The organism is Mitsuokella jalaludinii (genome assembly GCF_928722185.1).
Classification (GTDB): Bacteria; Bacillota; Negativicutes; order Selenomonadales; family Selenomonadaceae; genus Mitsuokella; species Mitsuokella jalaludinii.
In genome coordinates, this window is record NZ_CAKMXA010000001.1 from 2,286,821 (window position 1) to 2,310,177 (window position 23,357).

Sequence of the window (23,357 nt, forward strand, 5' to 3'; positions counted from 1 at the left end):
GTAAACTACTGTCTTATCACTTGTTGGGGAGATGGATAGATGCATGATGAACAGGCGTACATTCATAAAACGAGCACTATTGGGAGCTGGAGCCTTGTATTTGTGGCCGTGGCAATCTTGGATGCCAGTGTGGGGGAGCGAGCGTGCCTATAAACGTCTCGTTGTGCTCGGTGACCCACATCTGCCGGTGCGCGTGGAGAAGCATCCGGACAAAGCGAAGCGTCAGGCTATCGTAGCGGCTAAACTGCGCGCCATAGCCGATATAAATTCCTGGCCGGATGTCGATAGCATAGCGGTTGTGGGCGATATCGTGGCCCGCTATAGTATCCCGAGTGAGTATGATTTCATTCGTCAGTATTTTTCAAGTGTCAAGGTGCCACTGTACGTCATCGATGGCAATCATGAGATTCTGTATGAGGATGAACCGAATGAGAACGGCAAGCTCGTGAAAGGTGATGCCGAATCCAGGCGGCGCAAGTTGCAGCATTTCTGCGAGTTCTGGCAACTTTCGAAACCCTATTACAGTCTTGAGCTTGGCGGATGTCATCTGATATTCTTGGCGACAGAGGGGCCATTGCCTACGCAGATAGGTGCTGAACAGTTCGCCTGGCTAAAGAACGATTTGACAGAGCACCCGCAATCTACGCTGATATTCTTCCATGGACCACTCATGGGGACGTTGCTGAACTATAACAACTCGGTGAACAAGAAATCGACCGTGGCTCAACCGGTCAATGAGCTGCATGATTTGCTCATGTCCAATCCGCAAGTGCGTCTCTGGATTTCGGGACATACGCATACACCGGCTACAAATGACAGCTTTGCGGCTCCAGAAATCAATATGTATGGCTTGCGGATCATGAATATACACAATAGCGATATGGACAGGAAACATATCTGGACGAATTCGCTGTATATTTATGGCGATCATATCGATATTCGGACATTCGACCATAGAAGTCAGGACTGGATCGAAAACTATGATCGACAGATAAGACTTGATGATTGACAGCAGTTTACAGCTTTTGAGACATAATAAAATCACGTAGCCCCTGCTGGTGTATAATAGATTCACCACAAACCAAACACGAGAGGTGCTACGTGATGTCTCAATTATACACCAGTCAGTCAACAGTTGACAAACTCTTGACGATTTTTTCTTCCTTGTTTCTCGCTGCAACGAGACCGACGCGCCATTTGCTGGCGTGGCTTCTCATTGCTCAGCTGGCTCTGGAGTCGGCTTCGTCGGTGCGCTGCCTGTTCCGGCAGTTCCTGTCGAAGCAGACGGACACATCGCTCAACAGCTATTACCGTGCCCTTGGCAACGGCCTCGTCACGGATGCATCCATTCGCCAGGCCTTGGCGCTGCGGGCGTTTGCCATAGTGCCAGAGGCACTGCGGCAGGAGCCTATCCTGCTCAGCGTGGACGACACGTCCATTGCCAAGTGAGGCAAGCACTTCGACGGTGTAGGGATCCTGTACGACCACGCCAAACACGATGGCAAGTCCTATTTCAATGGCCATGCATTTGTCAGCTTGACGATGAGCGTGCCGGTCCTCCATGAGAACGCAGGCAAGCAGCAGATCCGTTATATCGCGGTGCCGATTGGCTACGTCATGAGCAACGGCGAAGCCTCGAAGCTGACGCTTGCCTGCCAGCTTCTCGATGAAGTCATGCCAATCCTTGAAAAGCGCCAGGTCATCCTGCTCTTCGACAGCTGGTATGCCAAGCGTGAGCTGCTCGCGCATGCACTCCGCTACCCGAATCTCAACGTGATCTGCAATGCACGTCATGATACGGCGATGTTCGAACTGCCGGGTCCGACGGCAGGCCGCCGAGGCCGTCCGCCGAAGTACGGCAAGCGACTGATGCTGGATGAGATTGCCGATGATCTCAAAAATTATCTTTGTCGGATGGACGACTATTTTGTCGCCCACCGTCTGGTGAAGACACGCATCTTCGGTGACCGCACCGTTCATGCCTATGTGACGCTGAGCAAGAGCGGCTCGTACCGTCTCTTTTTCAGCACCGTAGATCCGATGGCCCTGCACATGAGCATTGCCTGGCAGGAGAACAAGACGCTCCGCAACACCAGCTCCAAGCATATGGCGATTTACCCGCTTAAGCTCTACAAACTCCGCTGGGGCATTGAGACGAACTACTACGAGCAGAAGATGTTCTGGGAGCTCGGCAGCTACAAAGTTCGCACGAAGACTGCGATTGAGCACCTGCTAAACCTGACGAATGCCGGGCACGCTCTCATGAAGATCCTGCCATACGAGGACGAGAAGCTGAGCGCCTACCGGGACAAGAGCCCGCAGGAGCTGCGGCACGCGCTGAGTCAGCAGATCCACAAGGAAGTATTTTTCGCCACTTTGGTGTCCAAAGCCCAAAGTAGCATAAATTCAAGCGCTCTGCTCAAAGCCTTGCAAGCCTTGGCTTGGGGCGATGGGCAAGCGGCTTAAAAGCTGTAAACTGCTGTATCGTATTTGTTTGCGTTATATTCTTGGCTTCAGTGAGGATATCCACATTGAGAAGAATAATATTCGCTTGTTCGATACTCTTCCGTATGCAGAGAAGGGGTCACTGAAACAGGAGCTAACAAAACTCTATCATCAATGACAGGATAAATGACATTGTCTGACAGAGTATGAAACGAAGGAGTTGAGTAAGATGTGCAACTTAAGCGAAGGCGTCTATAACAGTGGATTCAATGATGGAGTCAATGTTGGCACCCTCAATAAAGCGAAAGAGGACTTGCAGAACCTCATCGAGAGTACGGGCTGGTCTTTGGAGAAAGCGATGCAGGCATTGCGCATCCCGCTTGAGGCGAGAGATCATTACGAGAAGGCGCTGAAGAAGCAGCATTAACGGCAGATATCGTACTGTGCCTGGTGCGATAAAACAATATGTAAAGAGACTGACAAAGCCGATGAGAAGAAAGGATGAGAATACATGACATTCATGGAGTTGGCCAAGGAAAGATATTCGGTTCGGAAATTCAGTGACAAGCCAATCGAAAAGGAAAAACTGGACGCTATCCTGGAGGCGGGACGCATAGCTCCTACCGGCCACAACTACCAACCGTATCGAGTATATGTCCTCCAGAGCCCAGAAGCACTGGAGAAAATCCGGGGTCTCACGCGTTGCGCCTTCAATGCGCCGGTGGTGCTGATGGTGACGGTGCGCAAGGACGAAGAATGGGTCAACCCTTTTGAACACAGCATCCGGGCCGGAGAGCAGGATGCCAGCATCGTTGCCACCCACATGATGCTGGAAGCCTGGGAACTTGGTATCGGGTCCTGCTGGGTGAACTTTTTCCCGGTGACGAAGACGGCGGATGCCTTCCAGCTGGAACTGAATGAAGTGCCTTTGCTGTTGTTGCCTATTGGCTACGTCGCGGCAGGAGCAAAGGCTGCCCCTCAGCACGCGCAGCGTAGGAGTAATGACGAGCTTGTAAAGGTATTGTAGTATCGCGCGGAGCAGTGGCAGTACAATCTCTTGAATGTAGTCATGCTGTACCTCGGCAATCGCAAGACCTAGGACAGCCTGATCGAGATGCTGCGCATCAAAATAAGGGCTTTTCAGCGACATCTAGTTCTCGAAGCGTTGATCACTCGCTTTATACGAGCACACAAGATCCCATCAGCTGGTGGGATTTTTTTTATGTATCCACTCTAAAAGAAAGTCACGGAAAAGGCGGCTTGCCTTTGTCGTGCGGACCTGCAGGTTTGCTACGAGATAGATCATCTGCCCGCCATTTTCTGCTTTCAGTCTTCGGCTCACGATATCTGGATGTGGGTATAGGGCATCCGCATAGTCGTAGCCGATGTTGATGGCCTTGTTTTCAAGGAGAAGCGCGCGGATGATGTTTTCATCAGCCGTTTCCGCAAGGATGTGGATCTGTCGGCCGGGCACGAGGATGTGCTGGTCGATATTGTGGCGGAAGCAGTCATAGGCACGGCCTTTGCTGATGATGGTCTGACCGTCTAGGTCGTCATAGGTCAGAAATGTTTTTTTCGCCAGAGGATGTGATTTGTGCATCCGTACACTGTAATTGCTGAAAAAGAGGGGGATTCCTTCAAAACGCGTCTCGTCCAGCGGCCCCGTTACGATGGCAAAGTTGCATTGCTGCGCCGTCAATGCGGCTAGAGCCATGGCATCTGTCGTATCTACGATGCTGAGAATGATGGAAGGATACGCCTCATGGAAGTCGTTGATCAGGGGCGCACCGAGATAGGCGAGCACATGGTCGAGTGCATGAATGGTGACCACACTTTTTGACTGCGCCGCGAGCGTGTGGAGGCCGCGTATGGCGTCGTATTCCTCTAGGAGACGTTTTGCATGAGGCAGCAGGATTGTTGCGTAGTCTGTTGGCATGACTCCTTTTATGCTGCGTACAAAAAGCGGCTGCCCCAGCTCTTCCTCAAGCAGACGGATTACCTTGCTCACGCCTTGCCTTGAGACAAATAGCCTGTCTGCGGCTGTCTTTATGTTCTGTGTCTGATAGACGGTTACGAAATACTGAAGCTGTTTCTGATTCATAGCGCACCTCCTGTGCTCATTATAGCGCAACCATATCGTTGCTTCAATCCACTCTTTATCTTCTTTTCCCTGTGTCATGACTCCGCTATAATGAGGCATATAAAGAACGAGGAGGTTTTGCATACTATGAAAATCACACAGATCCGCAACGCGACTAACCGTCTGGTATATGCCGGTAAGACGTTTCTCATCGATCCCTGGCTTTCCCCGAGCCACATGTTCACTGTCGCCGACGTGCCCGGGCATCCCTACAATATCCCTGACCAGGTGAAGGAGCATCTGCCGATGCCGTTCTATGACCTTCCCATGTCTACAGAAGAAATCCTGAAAGATGTCGACTGCGTCATCGTCACGCACCTCCATCCGGACCACATTGACATTTCTTTCGCCGACGGTACTGTAGGCGCCCCACTCGATAAGGCTGTACCCATTCTCTGCCAGAACGAAGAAGATGCGGTTGTCCTGAAGAAATCTGGATTTCAGGAGATCACCATCCTTCCGAAAGAATGGATGAAAATAGGAGATGCCATCATCCGTCAGATTCCCGCTCGCCACGGCACCTACCTCCCCTGCGGGAATGCCATGGGCGTCCTCTTTGAAGCAAAAGACGAAAAGACATTCTATCTTGCTGGCGATACCATCTGGTATGAGGAAGTCGCTGCAACCATTGAGAAATTCCGACCAGAAGTAATCGCCCTCAATGCCTGTGCAGCGGAGACTCTCGAGAATGGCCGTCTGATCATGGGGGATGAAGATGTCTGGAATGTGTCACTTGCAGCTCCTGATGCCAGACTCTATATCACGCATATGGACAATGTTGCTCATGCATCCATCACTCGCCATGCGATGCGCGGCCGCCTGGCTTCTCGTGGCGTCGTGAATTACGATATGCCAGCCGATGGCGAGAGCGTTGTATATTGATGGATACCAATCAATCAAACTATTTGACTGAGACTTGCGTACAAGTTCGACAGATTCGTTTGCATGTGGTAACAAAATTGTGCTGTGGTAATTTTTGCGTTGTCAATCATCTGGAATCCTAGTAACGTCCATCGCACTGTGCTTGTTGCGATAAACTATACGCACAATATACAAAGAGACTGTTGAATCCTTATAAATAAGGGCTTTTCGGCGTTATCCAGTTCTCGAAGCGTTAATCACTCGCTTTACACGAACATACAAGTCCCACCGGCATCAGCTGGTGGGGCTTTTTGTATGCAGGAATCACGCGGGCTTGTCGCGAAGGATATATCTGTTTGGATGAAGCATGCAGGAAAGGATGAATCGTTATGCAGGAAGATCTGGAAACGTGCCTGAAGCGGCTGTTTGGCGCGGAGGCGAGGATTGTAGCGCAGTCACCTGTCTCGGGCGGCGATATCAATGAGGCGTATCATCTGGTGCTGCAGGATGGGCGTGATCTCTTTATGAAGTGCCATGAGGATGTGGCGGATGATTTCTTTGCGGTGGAAGCGGACGGCCTGAAGGCGATGCGCGAGGCGGGGGCCAGGACGCCGGAGGTACTGGCATTTGGCCGGAATGGAGACGGCAAGTCCTTCCTGCTCATGACGTACGTGCGTCCGTCCAGGCCGCGGCGCGACTATTGGCAGAATCTCGGCCACATGCTCGCCGCGATGCATCGGGCGGACACATCTGCCTGGACGAAGGGCAGGCGCTTCGGCTTTTACGAGAATAATTACAGCGGCTCAATCCGGCAGAAGAACCGGGTCCATGACAGCTGGGGGGAATTCTTCCGGTCGCAGCGCCTCCTGCCGCGCCTGGAGCTCACGCAGCAGTACTTCACGCCGGAAGACCGCCGCCGGGCGCGCTATCTGCTGGATCATCTCGAGGCGTATCTGGAGGAACCCGCGTATCCGTCCCTGCTGCACGGCGATCTCTGGTGCGGCAATGTCATGCTCGGCTCGGACGGCGAGGCTGTGCTGATCGATCCGGCCGCGGCGGTCGGCAATCGCGAATTCGACATCGCGATGACGCAGCTCTTCGGCGGATTTGAGCCAGCGTTCTACGATGCGTATCAAGAGGCGGCACCATTGGCACCGGGCTATTCGGAGCGGCGCGACCTGTACAATCTGTACCATCTGCTCAACCATCTGTACCTCTTCGGCCGCGCCTATCTCACCGCTGTCACGCGCATCATCCGTCACTATGCAGGCTGAGCATGGCAAAGGTCTTCCATGTCTTCGGGTAAGGCATGTCTTGGAGAATTGTTATAGTGAAGATGGAAGATGATAGAATGGATGTCGTTTTTGTTGAGGATTATGAGGCGATGAGTCGCCGGGCAGCGGAAATCGTGGCCGGGCAGATTCGCCAGAAGCCGGATTCGGTGCTGGGGCTGGCGACGGGAAGTACGCCGCTGGGGCTTTATCATCTGCTTTGCCGATGGTATGCAGCGGGCAAGCTGGATTTTTCTGCCGTCACCACGTTCAATCTCGATGAGTATATCGGACTTTCTCCGACACATCCGCAGAGCTACCACGCCTTCATGCAGGAGCATCTTTTTTCAAAGGTCAATCTTTGCCCCGCCCGCTGTTTCCTGCCGGACGGCATGGCAGGAGATGTCCTGGCTGAGGCGGGACGCTATGATGCGAGGATCGAGGCGGCGGGCGGCATCGACCTGCAAGTCCTGGGTATCGGCAGGAATGGTCATATCGGCTTCAACGAACCGGACGATCACTTTGCGGTCCGGACGCACCGGGCGTATCTCAGTGACGATACGATACAGGCGAATGCACGCTTCTTCCCGCGCCTTGCGGACGTGCCGCGCGAGGCGATCAGTGTCGGCATGGGAGCCATCATGAAGGCAAAGCACGTCGTCCTGCTCGCAAGCGGCCCGGATAAGGCCGAGGCCGTTCATCGGGCTGTCTGCGGGGTGGTCACGCCCCGGGTGCCTGCTTCCATCCTGCAGCTGCATCGCGCGGTAACGGTCCTGGTCGATGCAGACGCAGCCGCTCTTGTGCCTGAGAAATGGCGTCATGCGGGTAGAATCCACATCGGGTGAGGTCATCCCGATTTCGGTCATCTATCCTGGCTATTTGGCGGCTCATTGTGGTACAATATAAAGATACGGCACAGGATTGTGCAATCGCGAAACGAAAAGGAAGAATGTATGGATATGACCGCTTTTATTGATGCTTGGAAGACGAAACAGGAAATCACTGTGGAAGAATTGGCCGCGCTGCCTGAGAATGAGGTCGAGCTCGTCGACATCCGCGATGAAGTGGCCTTTGAGCGCGGCTCTCTGCCGGGGGCTCAGAACCTCAACCCGTTGGAACTGCAGCAGGGCGGATACGATCTGCCCGAGGACAAGCTCATCGTCTGCATCTGCATATGGGGAAAAATCAGCCTGGGCCTCGCGCAGAATCTCCGGCAGCAGGGATATACCGCCGTTTCGCTGCAGGGCGGCTATGCGCTCTGGCTGCAGCGGAAGCTGGAGCGCGAGACGGCTGAGGCGGCCGAGGATGAAGAGTGCCTCAAGCGCATTGAGGGCTCGCTGCGCAAGAAGTTCAAGCATAAGATTTCCACGAAGTTCGTCGAAGCCGTCTGCAAATTCGACCTCGTGCGCCCCGGCGACAAGATTGCCATCTGCATCTCGGGCGGCAAGGACTCGATGCTCATGGCGAAGCTCTTCCAGGAGCTCAAGCGCCACAACAAGTTCCCGTTCGAGCTCATCTTTCTCTGCATGGATCCCGGCTACAACGAGATGAACCGCCGCATCATCGAGGAGAATGCGAAGCTCCTCCATGTGCCGCTGACGTTCTTCTCGACGGACATCTTCGAGTCGGTCTTCCATGTGGAGGAGTCGCCGTGCTACCTCTGTGCCAAGATGCGCCGCGGCTACCTCTACCGCAAGGCCCGCGAGCTCGGCTGCAATAAGATCGCGCTCGGCCATCACTTCGACGATGTGATTGAGACGAATCTCATGAGCATGCTCTACTCCGGCGCCGTCCGCACGATGATGCCGAAGGTCAAGAGCACGAGCTGCCCCGGCATGGAGCTCATCCGCCCGCTCTACTACGTCCACGAGGCGGATATCAAGCGCTGGCGCGATGACAATGGCCTCTACTTCATCCAGTGCGCCTGCAAGTTCACCGAGACGTGCTCGACCTGTCATACGGACGGCACGACGGACTCCAAGCGCCTCGAGGTCAAGAAGCTCATCGCAAGGCTTGCCGAGACGAACAGCCAGGTTCCCGGCAATATCTTCCATGCGCTCGAGAATGTCAATCTCGACACCGTCCTGAAGTACAAGCAGGCAGGCGAGGAGCACACCTTCCTGGAACAGTATTGAGTGTAGGGCAACAGAAAGGCAGGGGTAGGCATGATGTGCAAATTGAGCGAGGAGATTTACCGCGATGGACTTCACGACAGGGCAAGAGAAGACCTGAAACACCTCATGGAGAGTACAGGCTGGTCCTTGGCAAAGGCGATGCAGGTGCTGCGCATCCCGACTGAGGAGCAGGACCGCTGCCGAGAGGAACTGGAGCGCTTCGAGCCGGTCAAGGATTCCTTTCGGGGAAATCTGGGCAATTTGTCGGAGGAGAACCGCATCCTGAAGGAATTGATGGATGCGGTGCCAATCGGCTGCTATATCCTGCGCCCCAATCACACGGTCCTCTATTGGAATCCTGCTGCCGAGCGTATCCTTGGCTTCTCCGCTGCGGAAATGCAGGGGAAGCGGTGTGTCGACATGCCTTTGGGCTGTTCGTTTACCAACAGTGATCGTATTGAGGGGGCCCACTGCCCGGCCATGATTGCCTGTGCGACGGGAAGAGCCAAGTCGCTCGAGATGTTCATGCGGCACAAGAACGGCAAGGATATCCTGATCCGCAACACGTTGGCGCCGCTGAAGGGAGCAGATGGCAAGGTCGAGAAGCTCATCTCGTTCTTTGTCCCGCTGACGGATGTGGATTATGATCAGGGACTCATCCGGGCCATCTATGAGACGGCGACGCGGGATCCGCTCACATGCCTGCCCGGGCGGAAATTCATGGAGGTCTGTCTCGATGAATCGATGGAGATCTATCGGCGGACGGGGCAGCCGTTTGCCGTGCTCTTCACCGATGTCAATAATTTCCACGACATCAACAATACGTACGGCCATAGCGTCGGCGACGACATCCTGCGCAGGCTCGGCATTGCTTTGCGGAAGTACGGCAGAAAGGCCGATAAGTTCTGCCGCTGGGGCGGCGATGAATTCGTGGGCCTGCTTCATCTGAAGACGCTCGACGACATCCGGGGTGCGGCGAGACGCTTCTTGAAGATTGCCAACAACTGCGAGTTGATCGAAGATGGTCAGACGGTGGTCTGCCGTGCCTCGATCGGCATCACAGCCGTCCGCAAAGAGGATACGATAGAGTCACTCGTATCCCGTGCCGACCGCTACATGTACCTGGCCAAGAAGCGCACAGGATCCCAGATCGTCACGGATTTTGATGTTTGACTGCATCGGTCTGTCCCCTGGGATGGAGCGCACAGCTGCCGTGCATGGCTGTGATTGGACAAAAAACAGCGCCGTCAAGGTGAGTTTCATCTTGGCGGCGCTGTTTTCATGCGCGCGATGCGACTGTTTGGTGGATGAGGTGCATGACCTGCTGGACGGTTTGGCGGAGATTCTGTTCGGTCGTCGCGCGGTCCATGGCTTCCTGCAGTGTCATGGGGGCGTGCAGGATGGGGAAGTATGCATCAATCCCATGTTGGTTGATGCGCTCGGCATCTCGGGCGGCAGAGCCACAGAGGGCCACGGTGAGGCAATGGGGTTGGCAGGATTTTGCCAGTTGGGCGACACCGGCCGGGCCCTTGCCCATAGCCGTCTGCTTGTCCATGCGCCCCTCGCCTGTGACGAGCAGGTCGGCCTTGGAGAGTGCCTCTTTGATGCCGATGGCCGAGAGGATGAGCTCGCTGCCTGGGGTCAGTGTGCCATGCAGGAAGGTGTGGAAGGCAAAGCCAAGCCCGCCGGCGGCACCGGCTCCGGCCATCTCCTGTCCCTTGATGCCGCAGGCTTTTTCGGCCAGCTGGGCAAAGTGATGGATGTCGTCGTCCATGCGTGCGACGATTTCCCGCGTGGCCCCTTTCTGCGGTCCGAAGACATTGGAGCAGCCTTCTGGCCCGCAGAGCGGATTGGTGACGTCGCAGGCAATCTCGAATGTGCAATCCTGAAGGCGGGAGTCGGCCTGCCGCGCGTCGATCTGCGCCACATCGGCGAGGTCTCCGCCTGCGACCCCAGCACGGCTGCCGTCTGCCTTCAGGAAGCGGAAGCCGAGTGCCGTGAGCATGCCGAGGCCGCAGTCGTTGGTCGCACTGCCGCCAATGCCGATGATGAAATGGCGGCAACCCGCGTCGATAGCCGCGAGGATGAGCTCGCCGAGCCCGTACGTCGTCGTGTGGAGCGGGTTGCGCTTTTCAGGCGGCACAAGGGGAAGCCCCGAGGCATCCGCCATCTCGATGACAGCCGTATTCGTGTTCGGCAGGAGCCCGTAGCGGCTCTCGATTTTCGTGCCGAGTGGCCCGGTGACAGGCACCTTGACAATGCGGCCATTCAGCCCCTGTGTCATAGCGTCTACCGTCCCTTCACCGCCGTCGGCCAGCGGGAATACGGAGACGGCATCGTCGGGATAGACATCTTCGATGGCCTGCTTCAGGAGCCTGCCGGAGTCGACAGAGGAAATACAACCCTTGAATGAGTCAATCGCAATTACAATGTTCATGATATGTCCTTTCTAGCATGTCGTGGATCGTAGATATGGATGGGTGTATTGTCAGAGCAGGACGAGTGATGCGAGGAAGATGGCAATCATGGAAACGATGCCGCATCATCGTCTGTGTACGGTAGCCGTCCTGTGGATCCATGCCGGTGAAATTCGTGACGACCCAGAAGTAACTGTCGTTGGCGTGGGAGACGGTCATGGCACCGGCGCCGATTGCCATGACGGTGAGCAGTGCAGCCATTTCACTGTTCAGCCCCAGGGCGGTCATCATGGATGCGGAATCCGAGAACATGCCCATGATACCAGCCGTCGTCGTGATGGCAACGGTAGAAGATCCCTGTGCTGTCTTGAGGATGGCTGAGATCAGGAAGGGGAAGAAGATGCCGACGCTGGCGAGGAAATCAGCATTTGCTTTCATGAATTCGACAAAACCTGCTGCAGTGATTACTTTGCCGAGCACACCGCCGGCTGCCGTAATGAAGAGGATGGGGCCGACGGTCTTCATCGTCTCGTCGGTGACATGGTAGAAATCCTTCATCTTGCCGGTCACACACAGCAGGTAAACGGCAAACAACAGGCCGACCGTCAGAGCGATGATCGGTGTGCCGAGGAACTTGATGCCGGTTGCAATCGCCCCCTGCATGCCGACCATGGAAGCGATGGAGCCCAGGGCCATGAGCAGGATCGGGACTACGATGGGCGCAAAGGAAGAGGCTGCACTGGGCAATTGCCCAAAACTCTTGACGAGTTCATCATAATCTCGTTCATCTGCGTCATTTTCTTCGCTGCTCTCGGTTACAGGGATGTTCTTTTTCGCGATGTAGAGGGAGAAGAGGTAGACGGCCAGGAGTGCGGGGATTGAAGCTGCTATGCCCACGAGAATGACCGCGGCAAGATTGTCGGCAATGCCCAAAGATCCGGCCGCCGCAATTGGTCCGGGCGTCGGAGGGATGAACACATGGGCGGTGTAGAGACCGCCAGAAAGGGCGACTGCCATGCCGACAGGGCTGATTCCCTTGATCTTCCGGCAGATTGCCCTGCGTATCGGGTTCAGGATGACAAAGCCGCTGTCACAGAAAACAGGGATGGAGACGATCCAGCCCATGAGCATCATGGCCAGCTGTGGATGGCGCTCACCTACGCAGTGAATGACGACGTCGGCCAGCCGGATGGCGGCGCCGGTGCGTTCCAGGATGAGCCCAATCAAGGCACCGAGGATGATGACGATGCCGATGCTGGCGAAGGTTCCGGAAAAACCAGCACCGATGATGCCCGGGATTTTCGCGAGAGGCAAGCCTACGACGATGGCCAGCAGGAGAGATGTCCCCATCAAGGAGAGGAATGGATGGATCTTCCATTTGGAAATCGCGACGATCATGAGCACGATTGCCAGGAAAAATGTGATTAAAAGTGGTATGCCTGTCATAAGATGACCCCCTTCGATGAAAATGCAATCGTTTCTTGCATATGGAGTGATGAATTGCATCTATAGTATATCATGTGGAAGAGTGGGTATATATGGTACAGGTACCATGTATTTTACTATAATTATAGACTTTGTACCATTGAAAAGCAGTTTATTCAAATAATTTAAGTACTTATGCTTTGCAAAAGCCCGTCAGGTGAATGTCCTGATAGAAGTAAAGGACGACATAGAAGACAGCGCTGGAGCGCAGTGATCGCGGGTCGTATCCGGTTCGCAGCGCTATTTTTTTCAGATGCTGCTGCAAAGTGTTTTTGTGGATGTAGAGAGCGGCAGCCGTCTTCGTGATGGAGCCATCGTGTTCAAAGAAACACTCGAGCGTATGGATGGCATCAGCCAGTTCCATTGTCGAATACCCATGAAAGATCTTTTTGACATATTCTCGCTTTGCCGCGAGCGGAATGAGGTCGGCAAAGATTTCCATATTGATCTCATCGTATCCCTTGATGTGTACGGTGCCCTTTCGGTGACAGGAGCAGAGTGCCTTGCGTGCCTGCTCGAATGCCTGGCGGAGTTTTGTATTATCGACGGCAGGAGAATCCATCCCGAAGCAGAGATCTACACCGCGCGCTTGCGCGTACTTCAGCAGTTTGTCGGCAAACGCATAGAGCTGCGGCTCTGAGCGCATACCGGTCAGGAACACGATCATCTGGTTGTTGGTGAGGACGCAGCATGCAGCATCCAGGCGCTGTGCTTCTATTTTCAGCTGCGAGGCGATGTCTGTGACCCGATGCGGCTCGGGCGACTCCACGAAATCGGCTACGACAATGCGGCGCGGTATGCTGAGGTCGATGTTCAAGAGACTGGCGCGCTCCACCTGTTCTTTAGACAGGAATGTTTCGCTGTGTTCCAGGAGTTCGCGCAGGAAGAGCTGCTGCTGGTATTCCAGATGGCTCTGTGCTTTCTGGTATTCCTGTTCGTGCACAAGGAGTTCGGTCATCTTCCGGATGACATTTGCCAGAGGCAGGATGGTTTCGTAGACGCCGGTGATTCCTAAGACGCCGATCGGCTCGCCCTCGACTTGCAGCATGAAATTCGTTCCGGGGCGCGCCCCGGGGTATTCATCATAGCGGTGGATGCGGAGTTCGTCGAGATTGTCCTGTATGATGCGGGCTGCACCGCCGTGGAAGGATTGGACGCGCTCGGGATCGGTGCTGGCAATAATGATGCCCTCTTTGTTCATCAAGTTGATTTTCTGAGGCAGGACGGTATTGATTTCGTGTACAATGGCTCGTGCTTGCTGTTCTTGTAGCTCCATATATCTTCCTTTCTTGTTTCTTGTCGTTCAGTCGCGGGGCATCTGACCTTATAAAAAATCCGGCAGGGGGTTCGTCCTGCCGGATTTTTTTCATGCCTTATTTCTTGAGTGCAGCCTTGAGCGTTTCCGTCATGGCTTTCTGCACGATGCGAAGGACATCCTCGACGACTGCGTTGTACATGTCACCGCCGTCAACGACGCCGCGGCCGTTCTCCGTGAGGAAGAACTTCTTCGGCGGCTCGTTTTCCTTGTACGCCTCGTTGAGCTTGTCCTGGACGAGCTTCTCGATTTCCTGTTCCGTCATCCTAGTCACCTCTTTCCCATAATAACCTGCATTTATTATTATACGACATCTTGTGCGTTTTTTCCTTGTTTTTTTGAAATAAACTTGCGAGAATCGCGCGTTTTGCAAATTCAATCGATTTCTAATTCCTTGCTAAAGTCAACTTAAATGCCTTTCGCTATAGTGTAAGTATCAAGAAGGAAAGAATCAGCTGACAGAAAGGCGTTGATGAATTATGATATGGAAACAGCGTAAAATCGTGGCCGGCATCGTGGCTGGCCTGGTGCTGACGGCGGGCGGCTTTGGCGTGCTCTCGGCACAGTCACAGGACAAGGCGGCTATGCAGCCGCGCTACTGCATGACGCAGGGAGAGCGGCCAGATGGCCAGCCGCCGCGGATGACGACGGATGAGGTAGCTAAGCACATTGCTGCGTCGTTCGGCGTGGACGAGAAGCAGGTCAAGAGTGCGCTGGACGACAATAAGGATTTCCGCGACATCGGTCAGGCGGCTATGTTGGCCAAGATCAGCGGCAAATCCTTCGAGGATGTGCTGGCTCTCAAGACGGATGACAAGGACTGGCGCACGATCGGCAGGTCGCTTGGCGTGACGCGTGAGAAGGTGGCATCGGTGCGCTGCGAGATGACGGCCAAGGACCTGAGCCAGGACGGTAATGTCGATGAGACGACGGCCATGAACCTCCTGAAGGATGGCTATGAGCCATGGGATATCTCTTGGGCAGCGGCACTCGCCAAGGCGGCGGACAAGGACATCCAGTCGGTGCTCGACCTCAAGAAGATCAACAACCGCTGGAGCGATGTCGCCGAGCAGCTCGGCGTGGACCGCCGTGCCTTGCAGAAATTCCGCGGCCCCGGCCCGCGCAGCATGGGCTGGCATCACGGCCCGGGGCCGATGATGGACGATTCCATGATGGATGACTGATGACCGTGCTGCCTGTGATACCTGTGATAGAAAAATTTCTGCACAGGGCTTGACATCACATGTAAAGTCGAGTAATATAATAGCCATCAACAAGTTAACAGTGTTACACAAAATCATCGAACAGGAAATAGTAGCACAGCCACTATCCCGACAGCGAGCCGTCGATTGGTGTAAGGTACGGCGCGATATGCTATGTGAATGGTCCTGCGAGAGCTCACCGAAATTTTCTCCGTGAAGGGAGAAAAGAGTAGGCTGGGACGGTTGCCACCGTTAAAGGGCTACGGTATCGGAAGGATTTCCCGTACCGGAAATGAGGAATGGCTATACCATTTGAAACGGGTGGTACCGCGAAGAATTTTCGCCCCGCTGAGCAATGCGCTCGGCGGGGCTTTTTGATTGATTTTTTTGCAGGTGCTTTTTAAAGTGGACAAAAGATCGTGAGGGATGGAATGATGCTCAAGGCGAAATTGTGTGGCATGAAGACGATGGAGGCGGCCCGCGCGGCGGAACAGGCGGGGGCGGATTTTATCGGCTTCATCTTCTGGCGCGGCAGCCATCGCTTCATCGACCCGCAGCAGGCCGCCCGCATTCGCGAGGCTGTGCCGCATGTCAAGGCGGTCGGCGTCTTCGTCGATGAGGAGCCGGGCGTCGTCAATGATGTCGCAAGGCTGTGCCACTTGGACTTGGTCCAGCTGCACGGCCATGAAGATGCGTCGTACGCCGGGCGCATCGAGCGGCCCGTCATCAAGGCTTACCGCTACGGCGACGGATTCACGGCTGAGGCAGCCAATGCGTTCCCTGCCGCGATGATCCTCGTCGATGCCTACCAGGAGGGCACGGCCGGCGGCACGGGAACGCGCTTCGACTGGCAGCGGGCGCAGCGTGAAGTCGCTGCAATCCGGAAACCCGTGCTCATTGCGGGCGGCATCAGCGAGGCAAATGTCGGCGAGGTCAACGCGATTTTCCATCCGTTTGCCGTCGATGTCTCAGGCAGCCTGGAAGTCCATCGTGAGAAGTCAGCAGAGCGCATTGCCGCCTTTATGGCGCAGATAGACAAGATCAATGGGAGGAATTGACGTGCGGGATATATTAGCAGAGATTGTCGAGAAGAAGAAGGACATCGTAACCGATGCTAAGCGGCAGATGCCACTCGATGAGGTGAAGCGGGCGCTCGTCTGCGGGAACTTCGAGATGGCGCACCGCTTCCGCGAGCGCGAATGGAACCTCATCGCGGAGTGCAAGCTCCAGAGCCCCGCAAAGGGGAGGCTCTGCCGCCGCTACTCTGTCACGGAGCTCGCGCGCATCTACGAGGACAATGGCGCGAGCATGCTCTCCGTGCACACGGATCCGCATTTCCTCGGCTGCAATGAGGATTTCCGCAAAGTCCGCGCGGAGGTCATCCTGCCGCTCCTGCGCAAGGATTTCATCATCGACGCGTACCAGATCTACGAGGCCAGGATGCTCGGTGCGAATGCCGTGCTGCTGATCGCGCGCATACTGACGCCAGAGACGCTCAAGAAGTTCCTCTACACGGCGTGGAGCCTCGGCATGGACGCGCTCGTCGAAGTCCACGACCGCCGCGACATGGAGGCGGCGCTCGCGACGCCGGCGGAATTCATCGGCATCAACAACCGCAACCTTGTCTCGTTCACGACATCAATCGAGCAGACGATGGAGCTGCTGCCATATGCCGACAAGAAGCGCACGCTGATCAGTGAGAGCGGCATCTTCACGGGTGAGGATGCAAGGCGGCTGCGCGCTGCGGGCTGCGATGGCATCCTCATCGGCGAGGGCCTCGTCCGGGCAGACGATATCGCCGCGCAGACGCGCCTGATGGCCGCTGCTGGTGCAGCGAATGCAGAATAGCACGATATGGACTGATTCCCACAGGACATGCGAGATAGAATGAGAAAGGAAGTACAGAGATGAACACGAAGGGCAGATTTGGTAAATTTGGTGGACAGTACGTGCCGGAAATTGTCATGCCGGCGCTCAATGAGCTCGAGGCGGCTTATGCCAAGTACAAGGACGATCCGGATTTCCAGGATGAGTTCAAGATGTACCTGCGCGAGTACGCAGGCCGTCCGACGAACCTCTACTACGCCGACAAGCTCACGAAGTATTACGGCCGCGCGAAGATCTTCCTCAAGCGCGAGGATCTCCTGCACACGGGCGCCCACAAGATCAACAATGCTCTCGGGCAGGCATTGCTCGCGAAGCGCATGGGCAAGAAGCGCATCGTCGCGGAGACGGGCGCTGGTCAGCACGGCGTCGCTTCGGCGACGGTCGCCGCGCTCTTCGGCATGGAGTGCCATGTCTTCATGGGGGCACTCGATGTCGAGCGCCAGAAGCTCAATGTTTTCCGCATGAAGCTGCTCGGCGCAAAGGTTATCCCGGTGTCTTCTGGCACGGGCACGCTCAAGGATGCGACGAGTGAGGCCATCCGCTACTGGGCGACGAACATCACGGACACGCACTACATCATAGGTTCGGCCGTCGGCCCGCATCCGTATCCGACCATTGTGCGCGACTTCCAGAAGGTCATCGGCGAGGAGATCCGCGAGCAGGCCATCGAGAAGATCGGCGGTTTGCCGGACTATCTCCTGGCCTGCGTCGGCGGCGGCAGCAATGCCATCGGCACGTTCTACGACTTCCGCAATGACCCGTCGGTCAAGAAGTTCGGCGTCGAGGCGGGCGGCCGCGGAGAGGCGCCGACGGACAATGCCAAGACCTTGTCGGGAGCCGGCGAACCGGGCATCCTGCACGGCGCTTTCAGCTATCTGCTGCAGGATCCGGACGGCCAGGTCGTCGAGGCGTATTCCATCTCGGCCGGACTCGACTACCCGGGTGTCGGACCAGAACATTCCTATTATAAAGATGAAGGAATCGTCAAGTACGTCTCGGTTACGGACAAAGAAGCATTGGATGCCTTCCAACGCCTTTCGAAGGTCGAGGGCATCATCCCGGCGATGGAAAGCTCGCATGCGCTTGCTTATCTCGATAAGCTCATGCCGCAGACGCATCCGGACGAGTCGGTCGTCGTCACGCTCTCGGGTCGCGGCGACAAGGATGTACAGATGGTAGCAAAGGTTCTTGGGGAGGATATTGACTGATGAGCACGCGTTTGGATAAAAAGATGGCTGAACTCAAGGCAGCCGGCAAAAAGGGGATTTTCATCTATATCACGGCTGGTGCGCCAGACGTGGAGACGACGCTTCGGGCTGTTCGCGAGGCGGAGAAGGCCGGTGCTGACGTCATCGAGCTCGGCCTGCCCTTCTCTGACCCCATGGCAGACGGCCCGGTCATCCAGTCGGCTTCAGTCTGCGCGCTGAAGAATGGCATGACCCTCAAGAAGGAACTCGAGATCGTGCGCGAGATCCGCAAGTTCTCGGAAATCCCGCTGATCGGCATGGGCTACATCAACAACATGTACCACTACGGCTTCGAGAAGTTCGTCACGGACTTCAAGGCGGCTGGCATGGACGGCATCATCGTGCCGGATGTGCCGCATGAGGAATCGGGCGAGATGCGGAAGATCTGCGCGGCCCACGACTTCCATCTGGCCGAATTCATCACGCCGGGTACGACGGAAGCGCGCATGGCAGAGACGTGCAAGGGCGCGACGGGCTTCATCTACTGCGTCTCGAACAACGGCGTCACGGGCGTCAAGAAAATCGACTACTCGACGATCGGCGCGGTCTGCGCGAAAGCGCGCAAATTCACGGACACGCCGCTGGCTGTCGGCTTCGGCATCGGCTCGCCGGAAGCTGCTGTCGAGGCTGCGGCAAAGAGCGATGCCGTCATCGTCGGCAGTGCTGTCGTCAAGCGCCTCATGGACGGACGCTTTGCAGAGGCCATGGCGCTGATCAGCGCCATGCGCGAGGCCCTCGATGCGGCGTACGACAAGGATGCCTGACTGCCATATTATCGGATATCCTATGTGTGACATGAGAGGAGCAATCATCATGGAACTCAAACCATCGCGGGAGGCGTTCTGCAAGCTGGCAGCGGAGACGAATCTCATCGCTGTCGCCAAGGAGATCAACATGGATCTCGACACGCCTGTCTCCGTTTATTATAAGCTGGTCGGCGAGAAGAAGGGCTTCATCCTGGAATCCGTCGACACGACGCACCAGCAGTTCGGCCGCTTTTCCTTCATCGGTGCAGAGCCGTTTGTCCGCCTGCAGGTCTTCAAGGACAAGCTCATGATCAACGAGAACGGCTTGATGAAGTGCATCGAAGGCGAGCCGGTCGAGACCATCAAGGCGTATATGAAGAAATTCAAGCCGGCTGTCGAAGACGCATCATTGCCTCTGGCGAACGGCGGCATGGTCGGCTATCTCAATTACGATATCGTTGCGACATTTGACCGCGTGCGCGGCATGGAACTCGGCGAAGAGGAGCTCCTGGGGCAGTTCATGATCTGCCGTGTCCTCGTCGTCTACGATGCGCTGCACAACAGCGCCCGCCTCATCTGCCTGGCCGATACGAAGGGGCGCGATGCCGATGAGGCGTACGATGCCGTCGTCGAGAAGATCGCGAAGGTCGAGGCACGCCTCTCGGCACCGCTCGCGCCGCAGGCTGGTGAGACGGCCAAGCGCCGCGAGAAGGTCGACTTCCTCAAGAAATTCGGCAAGGCGCCGGAGGACTTCCTGCAGGCCATCCACAAGGCCAAGGAGCACATCTTCGCGGGCGATATCTTCCAGGTCGTGCCCTCGCGCCAGTTCCGCGAGAAGATCACGAAGCCGTGCTTCCACTTCTACCGCCGCCTGCGCCAGGTCAATCCGTCGCCCTACATGTTCTACTTCAACTTCGGCCCGGTCAAGCTCGTCGGCGCTTCGCCGGAGATGCTCGTCAAGGTCGCAGGCGATGCGGTCTACACGTACCCGATTGCCGGCACGCGCCGCCGCGGCCGCGATGATGCTGAGGATGCGGCTCTCGCCAAGGACCTCAAGGGCGACACGAAGGAATGCGCCGAGCACTCGATGCTCGTCGACCTCGCGCGCAACGACATCGGCCGCATCAGTGAGCCGGGCACGGTCCGCGTGACAAAATTGCGCCAGGTCGAGTACTTCAGCCATGTCATGCACATGGTCTCGGAAGTCGTTGGCAAGCTCAAGAAAGGCTACACGCCGATGGATGTGCTGCGCGCGACCTTCCCCGCCGGCACTGTCAGCGGTGCGCCGAAGCTCCGTGCGATGGAAGTCATCAACGAGCTCGAGCCGGTCAAGCGCAATTCGTATTCGGGAACCGTCGGCTACATGGACTTCTGCGGCAACATGGACATGTGCATCACGCTGCGCACGATGCGCATCGAGAACGATGACACGGCCGTCATTCAGTCCGGCGCCGGCATCGTGGCCGATTCCGTGCCGGAAAAAGAATATCAGGAGATCTTGCAGAAGTCGAAAGCCCTGTTTGAAGTCGTAGAGGAGGTCGAGAACGATGCTGTTGCTTTTAGATAATTACGACTCCTTTACCTACAACGTCTACCAGCTGTTGGCGGAGCTTGGCGCGGACGTCGAGGTCATCCGCCATGACCAGACGACAGTGGCCGAGATCGAGGCGAAACAGTACGCGGGCATCGTCATCTCGCCGGGGCCTGGCGTCCCGGAGGAGGCGGGCATCAGCGAGGATGTCATCCGCGAACTTGGCGGCAGGGTGCCGATTCTCGGCATCTGCCTCGGCCACCAGGCCATCGGCGAGGTCTTCGGCGGCAAGGTCGTGCGCGCGGGCGAGATCGTCCACGGCAAAGTCTCGCGCATCCGCCACAACGGTCGCGGCCTCTATGAGGGACTGCCGCAGGACGTCGAGGTCGGCCGCTATCACTCCCTGATCATCGACCGCGCGACGCTGCCCGATTGCCTCGAGGTCACGAGTGAGCTCGCCGACGGCACGATCATGGGCGTGCGACACAAGGAGAAAGACATCGAGGGCATCCAGTTCCATCCAGAGTCCATCCTGACTCCGTCGGGACGGACGATGATGCAGAACTTCCTCAACCATCTCAAGGGATACGAGCAATAAAATCAAAGAGAAATCGGGAAATCCTTCTTTCGAGAAGGATTTTTCTCGTATCTCAGAGAATAGTGTAGAGTATCGAAAACGAAACGCAGCAGTTCGCAGGCGCATGCGACATGCGGGAATAGAGGAGGGAATTCGATGAAGTTCCATTTCATGAACGGCACGATGCGTGCCACAAGCAGCAAGAAGAAGATGACCGCCATCCTGCTGGGGCTGACCATGACCCTGGCACCGTATGGGATGACAAGCGCAGAGGCGGCACAAGCCGCAGAGCATCCTGCTGCGGCGGCAGCCGTGACGACTGAAGCGGCTGCACCGCAGGCGGCTAATGCTGCAGACGGAAAAGCTATAGCGGAAAAAGCAGAGGCTGCTGCCGACAAAGAGGCAGGCAAGGATGAGGCGAAGGGGGCCGTTGCAGCACAAGAAGTCGTCACGATCGATGCGAGGAGCTCGCTCGACCAGGACTTCGACCAGCTGGCAGAGGTCAAGAACGGCACGTATGACTTCAATCTCGCGGCTTCGACGCCGAAGGGCAGCACAGGGCTGACGAGCGACATCACATTTGTCTCGGAGCCGTACGCGCGGGCGAAGGGCACGATGCGCATCACGGTCACGCTGCCGGGCGCGCCGGCCTTTGAGCGCGAGCTGGCCTACTACATCCGCGAGACGGAGAAGGCTACAGCATTCTACTGCAAGCTCGGCCACGGCGAATGGCAGAAATCCGTCACGCCGCGCAAACCGGCCGACAAGAAGGTCAATGACTTCTGGTCCGCTGCCTTCTCCGACGGCTTCATGGACATCGCCAAGGATGTATCGTTCGGCGTACAGGAAGGCGCCAACCAGACGTATCTCGTGACGGTCGACGGTAAGGCGTTCGGGAAGCTGCTTGCTGATCAGATCGTGCCGACGGCTAAGGATGAAGTGATGCAGAAGACGCTGGCGGAGATCTGCCGCAGCCTGCCGGATTTCAGCTACACAGTCACGATCGACACGGAGAAGAAGCTGCTGACGGATGTCCACGCCAATCTCACGGAGCCCATCCGCAAGGCCGCATCCATCATCGTGAAGCGCCGTGACATGCCGCGCTCGGAGCGCGAGCAGCTGCTAAAGGACATCCGCGAGAGTACGGTAGACTTCCACCTGCAGGGACGCGATTTCAATACGCTCGAGGATGTGCAGGTACCGGCCGATATCCTGGCGAATGCCAAGGCGACGGACCTGCCGATGGGAAAATGATATTGGCTTGATAAAGGTTAGGGGGATTGGATTTGGATTGTGAGAGCATACAGCGGGAAATCGCAGCGACGGTGCGCCGCACGAAGGAGGACTGCCCCTTCGTACCGTCCATCACGAACTCTGTGACGATGGAGCTCGTGGCCAATGCGCAGCTGGCGGCGGGTGGCTCTGCCGCCATGGTCTATCTGCCCGATGAGGGCGAAGGCGTGGCAGCCGCCGGCGAATCCTTCTACATCAACTTGGGCACGGTCATGCCATTCTACGCGGAGACGCTGCCGCGCACCGTCCGGGCGCTCCATGAGCATCGCCGCCGCTGGGTACTCGACCCGGTGGCCATCGGCATCGGCAGCTTGCGCACGGAACTCTTGCGCTGCTTCCGCGCCATGCCGCCTGCTGTCGTGCGCGGCAATGCATCGGAGATCATCGCGCTCGCAAATCTCTGGGGGCTCGATACAGGAGCGGCTAAGGGCGGCGTGCGCGGCGTCGATGCGACGGACAGCGTCGGGGCTGCGCGCCCGGCCGCCGAGGCACTGGCTTCTTTCATCGACGGTGCTGTGGCTGTCTCGGGCGAGTGGGACCTCGTCACGGACGGCACGGTGACAGTCCGCAGTGAGGGCGGCTCACCGCTCTTCACGAAGATCACGGGCGCTGGCTGCTCGCTCGGCGGCGTCACGGCTGTCTACCTGGCTGAGGCCTCACCGTTCATCGCGGCGCTGACGGCTGTCCAGGCCTACAATCTGGCGGGCACCCGGGCGCAGAGGGAGGCCAAGGGCCCCGGCAGCTTCCGCGCGGCCTTCCTCGATGCGCTCTATCGCGCAAAGCCGGGCGCGATTGCGGAAAATCCATTTGCATTGATCTGATTGAC

At 56.6% G+C, this 23,357-nt stretch carries 22 protein-coding genes, 1 pseudogene and 1 other annotated feature; of the genes and pseudogenes, 18 read left to right on the forward strand and 5 right to left on the reverse strand.

Going from position 1 to position 23,357, the window contains the following annotated elements; translation table 11 throughout:
* The first annotated feature begins 43 nt into the window (after positions 1-43).
* From QDI87_RS10725 to QDI87_RS10745, 4 genes and pseudogenes are all read left to right on the forward strand, one after another.
* A complete protein-coding gene (locus QDI87_RS10725) occupies positions 44-1,009 on the forward strand; it encodes a metallophosphoesterase family protein (RefSeq protein ID WP_278743271.1) in 966 nt (321 codons plus the stop codon).
* A gap of 95 nt (positions 1,010-1,104) precedes the next feature.
* Positions 1,105-2,466 (forward strand): annotated as a pseudogene (locus tag QDI87_RS10735) (IS701 family transposase).
* Positions 2,467-2,674: 208 nt separating this feature from the next.
* On the forward strand, positions 2,675-2,872 hold the full coding sequence (locus QDI87_RS10740; protein WP_278743274.1) for a hypothetical protein: 198 nt from the start codon (positions 2,675-2,677) through the stop codon (positions 2,870-2,872).
* Between the two features lie 84 nt (positions 2,873-2,956).
* Positions 2,957-3,472 (forward strand): nitroreductase family protein, encoded by a 516-nt coding sequence (locus QDI87_RS10745; protein ID WP_278743275.1) that lies wholly within the window; start codon positions 2,957-2,959, stop codon positions 3,470-3,472.
* Between the two features lie 174 nt (positions 3,473-3,646).
* Here QDI87_RS10745 and QDI87_RS10750 read toward each other — a convergent pair whose 3' ends face one another.
* Positions 3,647-4,546, reverse strand: a complete 900-nt coding sequence (locus tag QDI87_RS10750) for a LysR family transcriptional regulator (protein WP_270528114.1) — start codon at positions 4,544-4,546, stop codon at positions 3,647-3,649.
* A 126-nt stretch (positions 4,547-4,672) separates the two neighbouring features.
* Here QDI87_RS10750 and QDI87_RS10755 point away from each other — a divergent pair, with 126 nt between their 5' ends.
* From QDI87_RS10755 to QDI87_RS10775, 5 genes are all read left to right on the forward strand, one after another.
* Complete coding sequence (locus tag QDI87_RS10755) at positions 4,673-5,467, forward strand: MBL fold metallo-hydrolase (protein WP_278743277.1); 795 nt, start codon at positions 4,673-4,675, stop codon at positions 5,465-5,467.
* Positions 5,468-5,835: 368 nt separating this feature from the next.
* Positions 5,836-6,720 (forward strand): fructosamine kinase family protein, encoded by an 885-nt coding sequence (locus QDI87_RS10760; protein ID WP_278743278.1) that lies wholly within the window; start codon positions 5,836-5,838, stop codon positions 6,718-6,720.
* A 77-nt stretch (positions 6,721-6,797) separates the two neighbouring features.
* A complete protein-coding gene (gene nagB / locus QDI87_RS10765; protein WP_278743393.1) occupies positions 6,798-7,562 on the forward strand; it encodes a glucosamine-6-phosphate deaminase in 765 nt (254 codons plus the stop codon).
* Between the two features lie 114 nt (positions 7,563-7,676).
* Complete coding sequence (locus QDI87_RS10770) at positions 7,677-8,852, forward strand: ATP-binding protein (protein WP_278743280.1); 1,176 nt, start codon at positions 7,677-7,679, stop codon at positions 8,850-8,852.
* A gap of 30 nt (positions 8,853-8,882) precedes the next feature.
* Positions 8,883-10,004, forward strand: a complete 1,122-nt coding sequence (locus QDI87_RS10775) for a sensor domain-containing diguanylate cyclase (RefSeq protein ID WP_278743282.1) — start codon at positions 8,883-8,885, stop codon at positions 10,002-10,004.
* A gap of 106 nt (positions 10,005-10,110) precedes the next feature.
* Here the strand turns inward: QDI87_RS10775 and QDI87_RS10780 are convergent, their stop codons facing one another.
* From QDI87_RS10780 to QDI87_RS10795, 4 genes are all read right to left on the reverse strand, one after another.
* Complete coding sequence (locus QDI87_RS10780) at positions 10,111-11,268, reverse strand: glycerate kinase (RefSeq protein ID WP_278743283.1); 1,158 nt, start codon at positions 11,266-11,268, stop codon at positions 10,111-10,113.
* Positions 11,246-12,694 carry a GntP family permease gene (locus QDI87_RS10785; protein WP_341460093.1) on the reverse strand — a complete coding sequence of 483 codons (1,449 nt, stop codon included), beginning with the start codon at positions 12,692-12,694 and terminating at the stop codon, positions 11,246-11,248. Before QDI87_RS10785 ends, QDI87_RS10780 begins: the two co-directional genes overlap by 23 nt.
* Positions 12,695-12,866: 172 nt before the next feature.
* Positions 12,867-14,009, reverse strand: coding sequence for a CdaR family transcriptional regulator (locus QDI87_RS10790; protein WP_072003586.1), 1,143 nt, complete (start codon positions 14,007-14,009; stop codon positions 12,867-12,869).
* Between the two features lie 97 nt (positions 14,010-14,106).
* Positions 14,107-14,313, reverse strand: a complete 207-nt coding sequence (locus QDI87_RS10795; protein ID WP_036377341.1) for a hypothetical protein — start codon at positions 14,311-14,313, stop codon at positions 14,107-14,109.
* Positions 14,314-14,527: 214 nt separating this feature from the next.
* Here QDI87_RS10795 and QDI87_RS10800 point away from each other — a divergent pair, with 214 nt between their 5' ends.
* The 9 genes from QDI87_RS10800 (at position 14,528) to QDI87_RS10840 (ending at position 23,352) form a co-directional block, all read left to right on the forward strand.
* On the forward strand, positions 14,528-15,232 hold the full coding sequence (locus tag QDI87_RS10800; RefSeq protein ID WP_278743285.1) for a Tat pathway signal sequence domain protein: 705 nt from the start codon (positions 14,528-14,530) through the stop codon (positions 15,230-15,232).
* A 107-nt stretch (positions 15,233-15,339) separates the two neighbouring features.
* Positions 15,340-15,601, forward strand: a binding site (T-box leader).
* 83 nt (positions 15,602-15,684) lie between these two features.
* Positions 15,685-16,308, forward strand: a complete 624-nt coding sequence (locus QDI87_RS10805; RefSeq protein WP_423791167.1) for a phosphoribosylanthranilate isomerase — start codon at positions 15,685-15,687, stop codon at positions 16,306-16,308.
* Position 16,309: 1 nt separating this feature from the next.
* A complete protein-coding gene (gene trpC, locus QDI87_RS10810) occupies positions 16,310-17,098 on the forward strand; it encodes an indole-3-glycerol phosphate synthase TrpC (protein ID WP_278743289.1) in 789 nt (262 codons plus the stop codon).
* 59 nt (positions 17,099-17,157) lie between these two features.
* Positions 17,158-18,345 (forward strand): tryptophan synthase subunit beta, encoded by a 1,188-nt coding sequence (gene trpB / locus QDI87_RS10815; RefSeq protein ID WP_278743290.1) that lies wholly within the window; start codon positions 17,158-17,160, stop codon positions 18,343-18,345.
* Entirely contained in the window at positions 18,345-19,148 is an 804-nt protein-coding gene (gene trpA, locus QDI87_RS10820) for a tryptophan synthase subunit alpha (RefSeq protein WP_278743291.1), read from the forward strand. The genes trpB and trpA overlap by 1 nt, the downstream gene beginning before the upstream one ends.
* Before the next feature lie 49 nt (positions 19,149-19,197).
* Complete coding sequence (gene trpE, locus QDI87_RS10825; protein WP_278743293.1) at positions 19,198-20,697, forward strand: anthranilate synthase component I; 1,500 nt, start codon at positions 19,198-19,200, stop codon at positions 20,695-20,697.
* Positions 20,678-21,259, forward strand: coding sequence for an anthranilate synthase component II (locus QDI87_RS10830; protein ID WP_255240782.1), 582 nt, complete (start codon positions 20,678-20,680; stop codon positions 21,257-21,259). The genes trpE and QDI87_RS10830 overlap by 20 nt, the downstream gene beginning before the upstream one ends.
* A gap of 135 nt (positions 21,260-21,394) precedes the next feature.
* Positions 21,395-22,492, forward strand: coding sequence for a hypothetical protein (locus QDI87_RS10835; RefSeq protein ID WP_270528130.1), 1,098 nt, complete (start codon positions 21,395-21,397; stop codon positions 22,490-22,492).
* A 32-nt stretch (positions 22,493-22,524) separates the two neighbouring features.
* On the forward strand, positions 22,525-23,352 hold the full coding sequence (locus QDI87_RS10840; protein WP_036377361.1) for a hydroxyethylthiazole kinase: 828 nt from the start codon (positions 22,525-22,527) through the stop codon (positions 23,350-23,352).
* Positions 23,353-23,357: the final 5 nt, after the last annotated feature.

Excerpts from the sequence above, each read along its gene's own strand:
- QDI87_RS10755 (WP_278743277.1), top strand. The coding sequence starts at position 4,673 with ATGAAAATCACACAGATCCGCAACGCGACTAACCGTCTGGTATATGCC.
- QDI87_RS10835 (WP_270528130.1), top strand. The coding sequence starts at position 21,395 with ATGAAGTTCCATTTCATGAACGGCACGATGCGTGCCACAAGCAGCAAG.
- nagB (WP_278743393.1), top strand. The coding sequence starts at position 6,798 with ATGGATGTCGTTTTTGTTGAGGATTATGAGGCGATGAGTCGCCGGGCA.
- QDI87_RS10785 (WP_341460093.1), bottom strand. The coding sequence starts at position 12,694 with ATGACAGGCATACCACTTTTAATCACATTTTTCCTGGCAATCGTGCTC.
- QDI87_RS10740 (WP_278743274.1), top strand. The coding sequence starts at position 2,675 with ATGTGCAACTTAAGCGAAGGCGTCTATAACAGTGGATTCAATGATGGA.
- QDI87_RS10790 (WP_072003586.1), bottom strand. The coding sequence starts at position 14,009 with ATGGAGCTACAAGAACAGCAAGCACGAGCCATTGTACACGAAATCAAT.
- QDI87_RS10725 (WP_278743271.1), top strand. The coding sequence starts at position 44 with ATGATGAACAGGCGTACATTCATAAAACGAGCACTATTGGGAGCTGGA.
- QDI87_RS10760 (WP_278743278.1), top strand. The coding sequence starts at position 5,836 with ATGCAGGAAGATCTGGAAACGTGCCTGAAGCGGCTGTTTGGCGCGGAG.
- QDI87_RS10770 (WP_278743280.1), top strand. The coding sequence starts at position 7,677 with ATGACCGCTTTTATTGATGCTTGGAAGACGAAACAGGAAATCACTGTG.
- QDI87_RS10745 (WP_278743275.1), top strand. The coding sequence starts at position 2,957 with ATGACATTCATGGAGTTGGCCAAGGAAAGATATTCGGTTCGGAAATTC.
- trpB (WP_278743290.1), top strand. The coding sequence starts at position 17,158 with ATGAACACGAAGGGCAGATTTGGTAAATTTGGTGGACAGTACGTGCCG.
- QDI87_RS10800 (WP_278743285.1), top strand. The coding sequence starts at position 14,528 with ATGATATGGAAACAGCGTAAAATCGTGGCCGGCATCGTGGCTGGCCTG.
- QDI87_RS10795 (WP_036377341.1), bottom strand. The coding sequence starts at position 14,313 with ATGACGGAACAGGAAATCGAGAAGCTCGTCCAGGACAAGCTCAACGAG.
- QDI87_RS10830 (WP_255240782.1), top strand. The coding sequence starts at position 20,678 with ATGCTGTTGCTTTTAGATAATTACGACTCCTTTACCTACAACGTCTAC.
- trpE (WP_278743293.1), top strand. The coding sequence starts at position 19,198 with ATGGAACTCAAACCATCGCGGGAGGCGTTCTGCAAGCTGGCAGCGGAG.
- QDI87_RS10805 (WP_423791167.1), top strand. The coding sequence starts at position 15,685 with ATGCTCAAGGCGAAATTGTGTGGCATGAAGACGATGGAGGCGGCCCGC.
- QDI87_RS10775 (WP_278743282.1), top strand. The coding sequence starts at position 8,883 with ATGATGTGCAAATTGAGCGAGGAGATTTACCGCGATGGACTTCACGAC.
- QDI87_RS10780 (WP_278743283.1), bottom strand. The coding sequence starts at position 11,268 with ATGAACATTGTAATTGCGATTGACTCATTCAAGGGTTGTATTTCCTCT.
- trpA (WP_278743291.1), top strand. The coding sequence starts at position 18,345 with ATGAGCACGCGTTTGGATAAAAAGATGGCTGAACTCAAGGCAGCCGGC.
- QDI87_RS10750 (WP_270528114.1), bottom strand. The coding sequence starts at position 4,546 with ATGAATCAGAAACAGCTTCAGTATTTCGTAACCGTCTATCAGACACAG.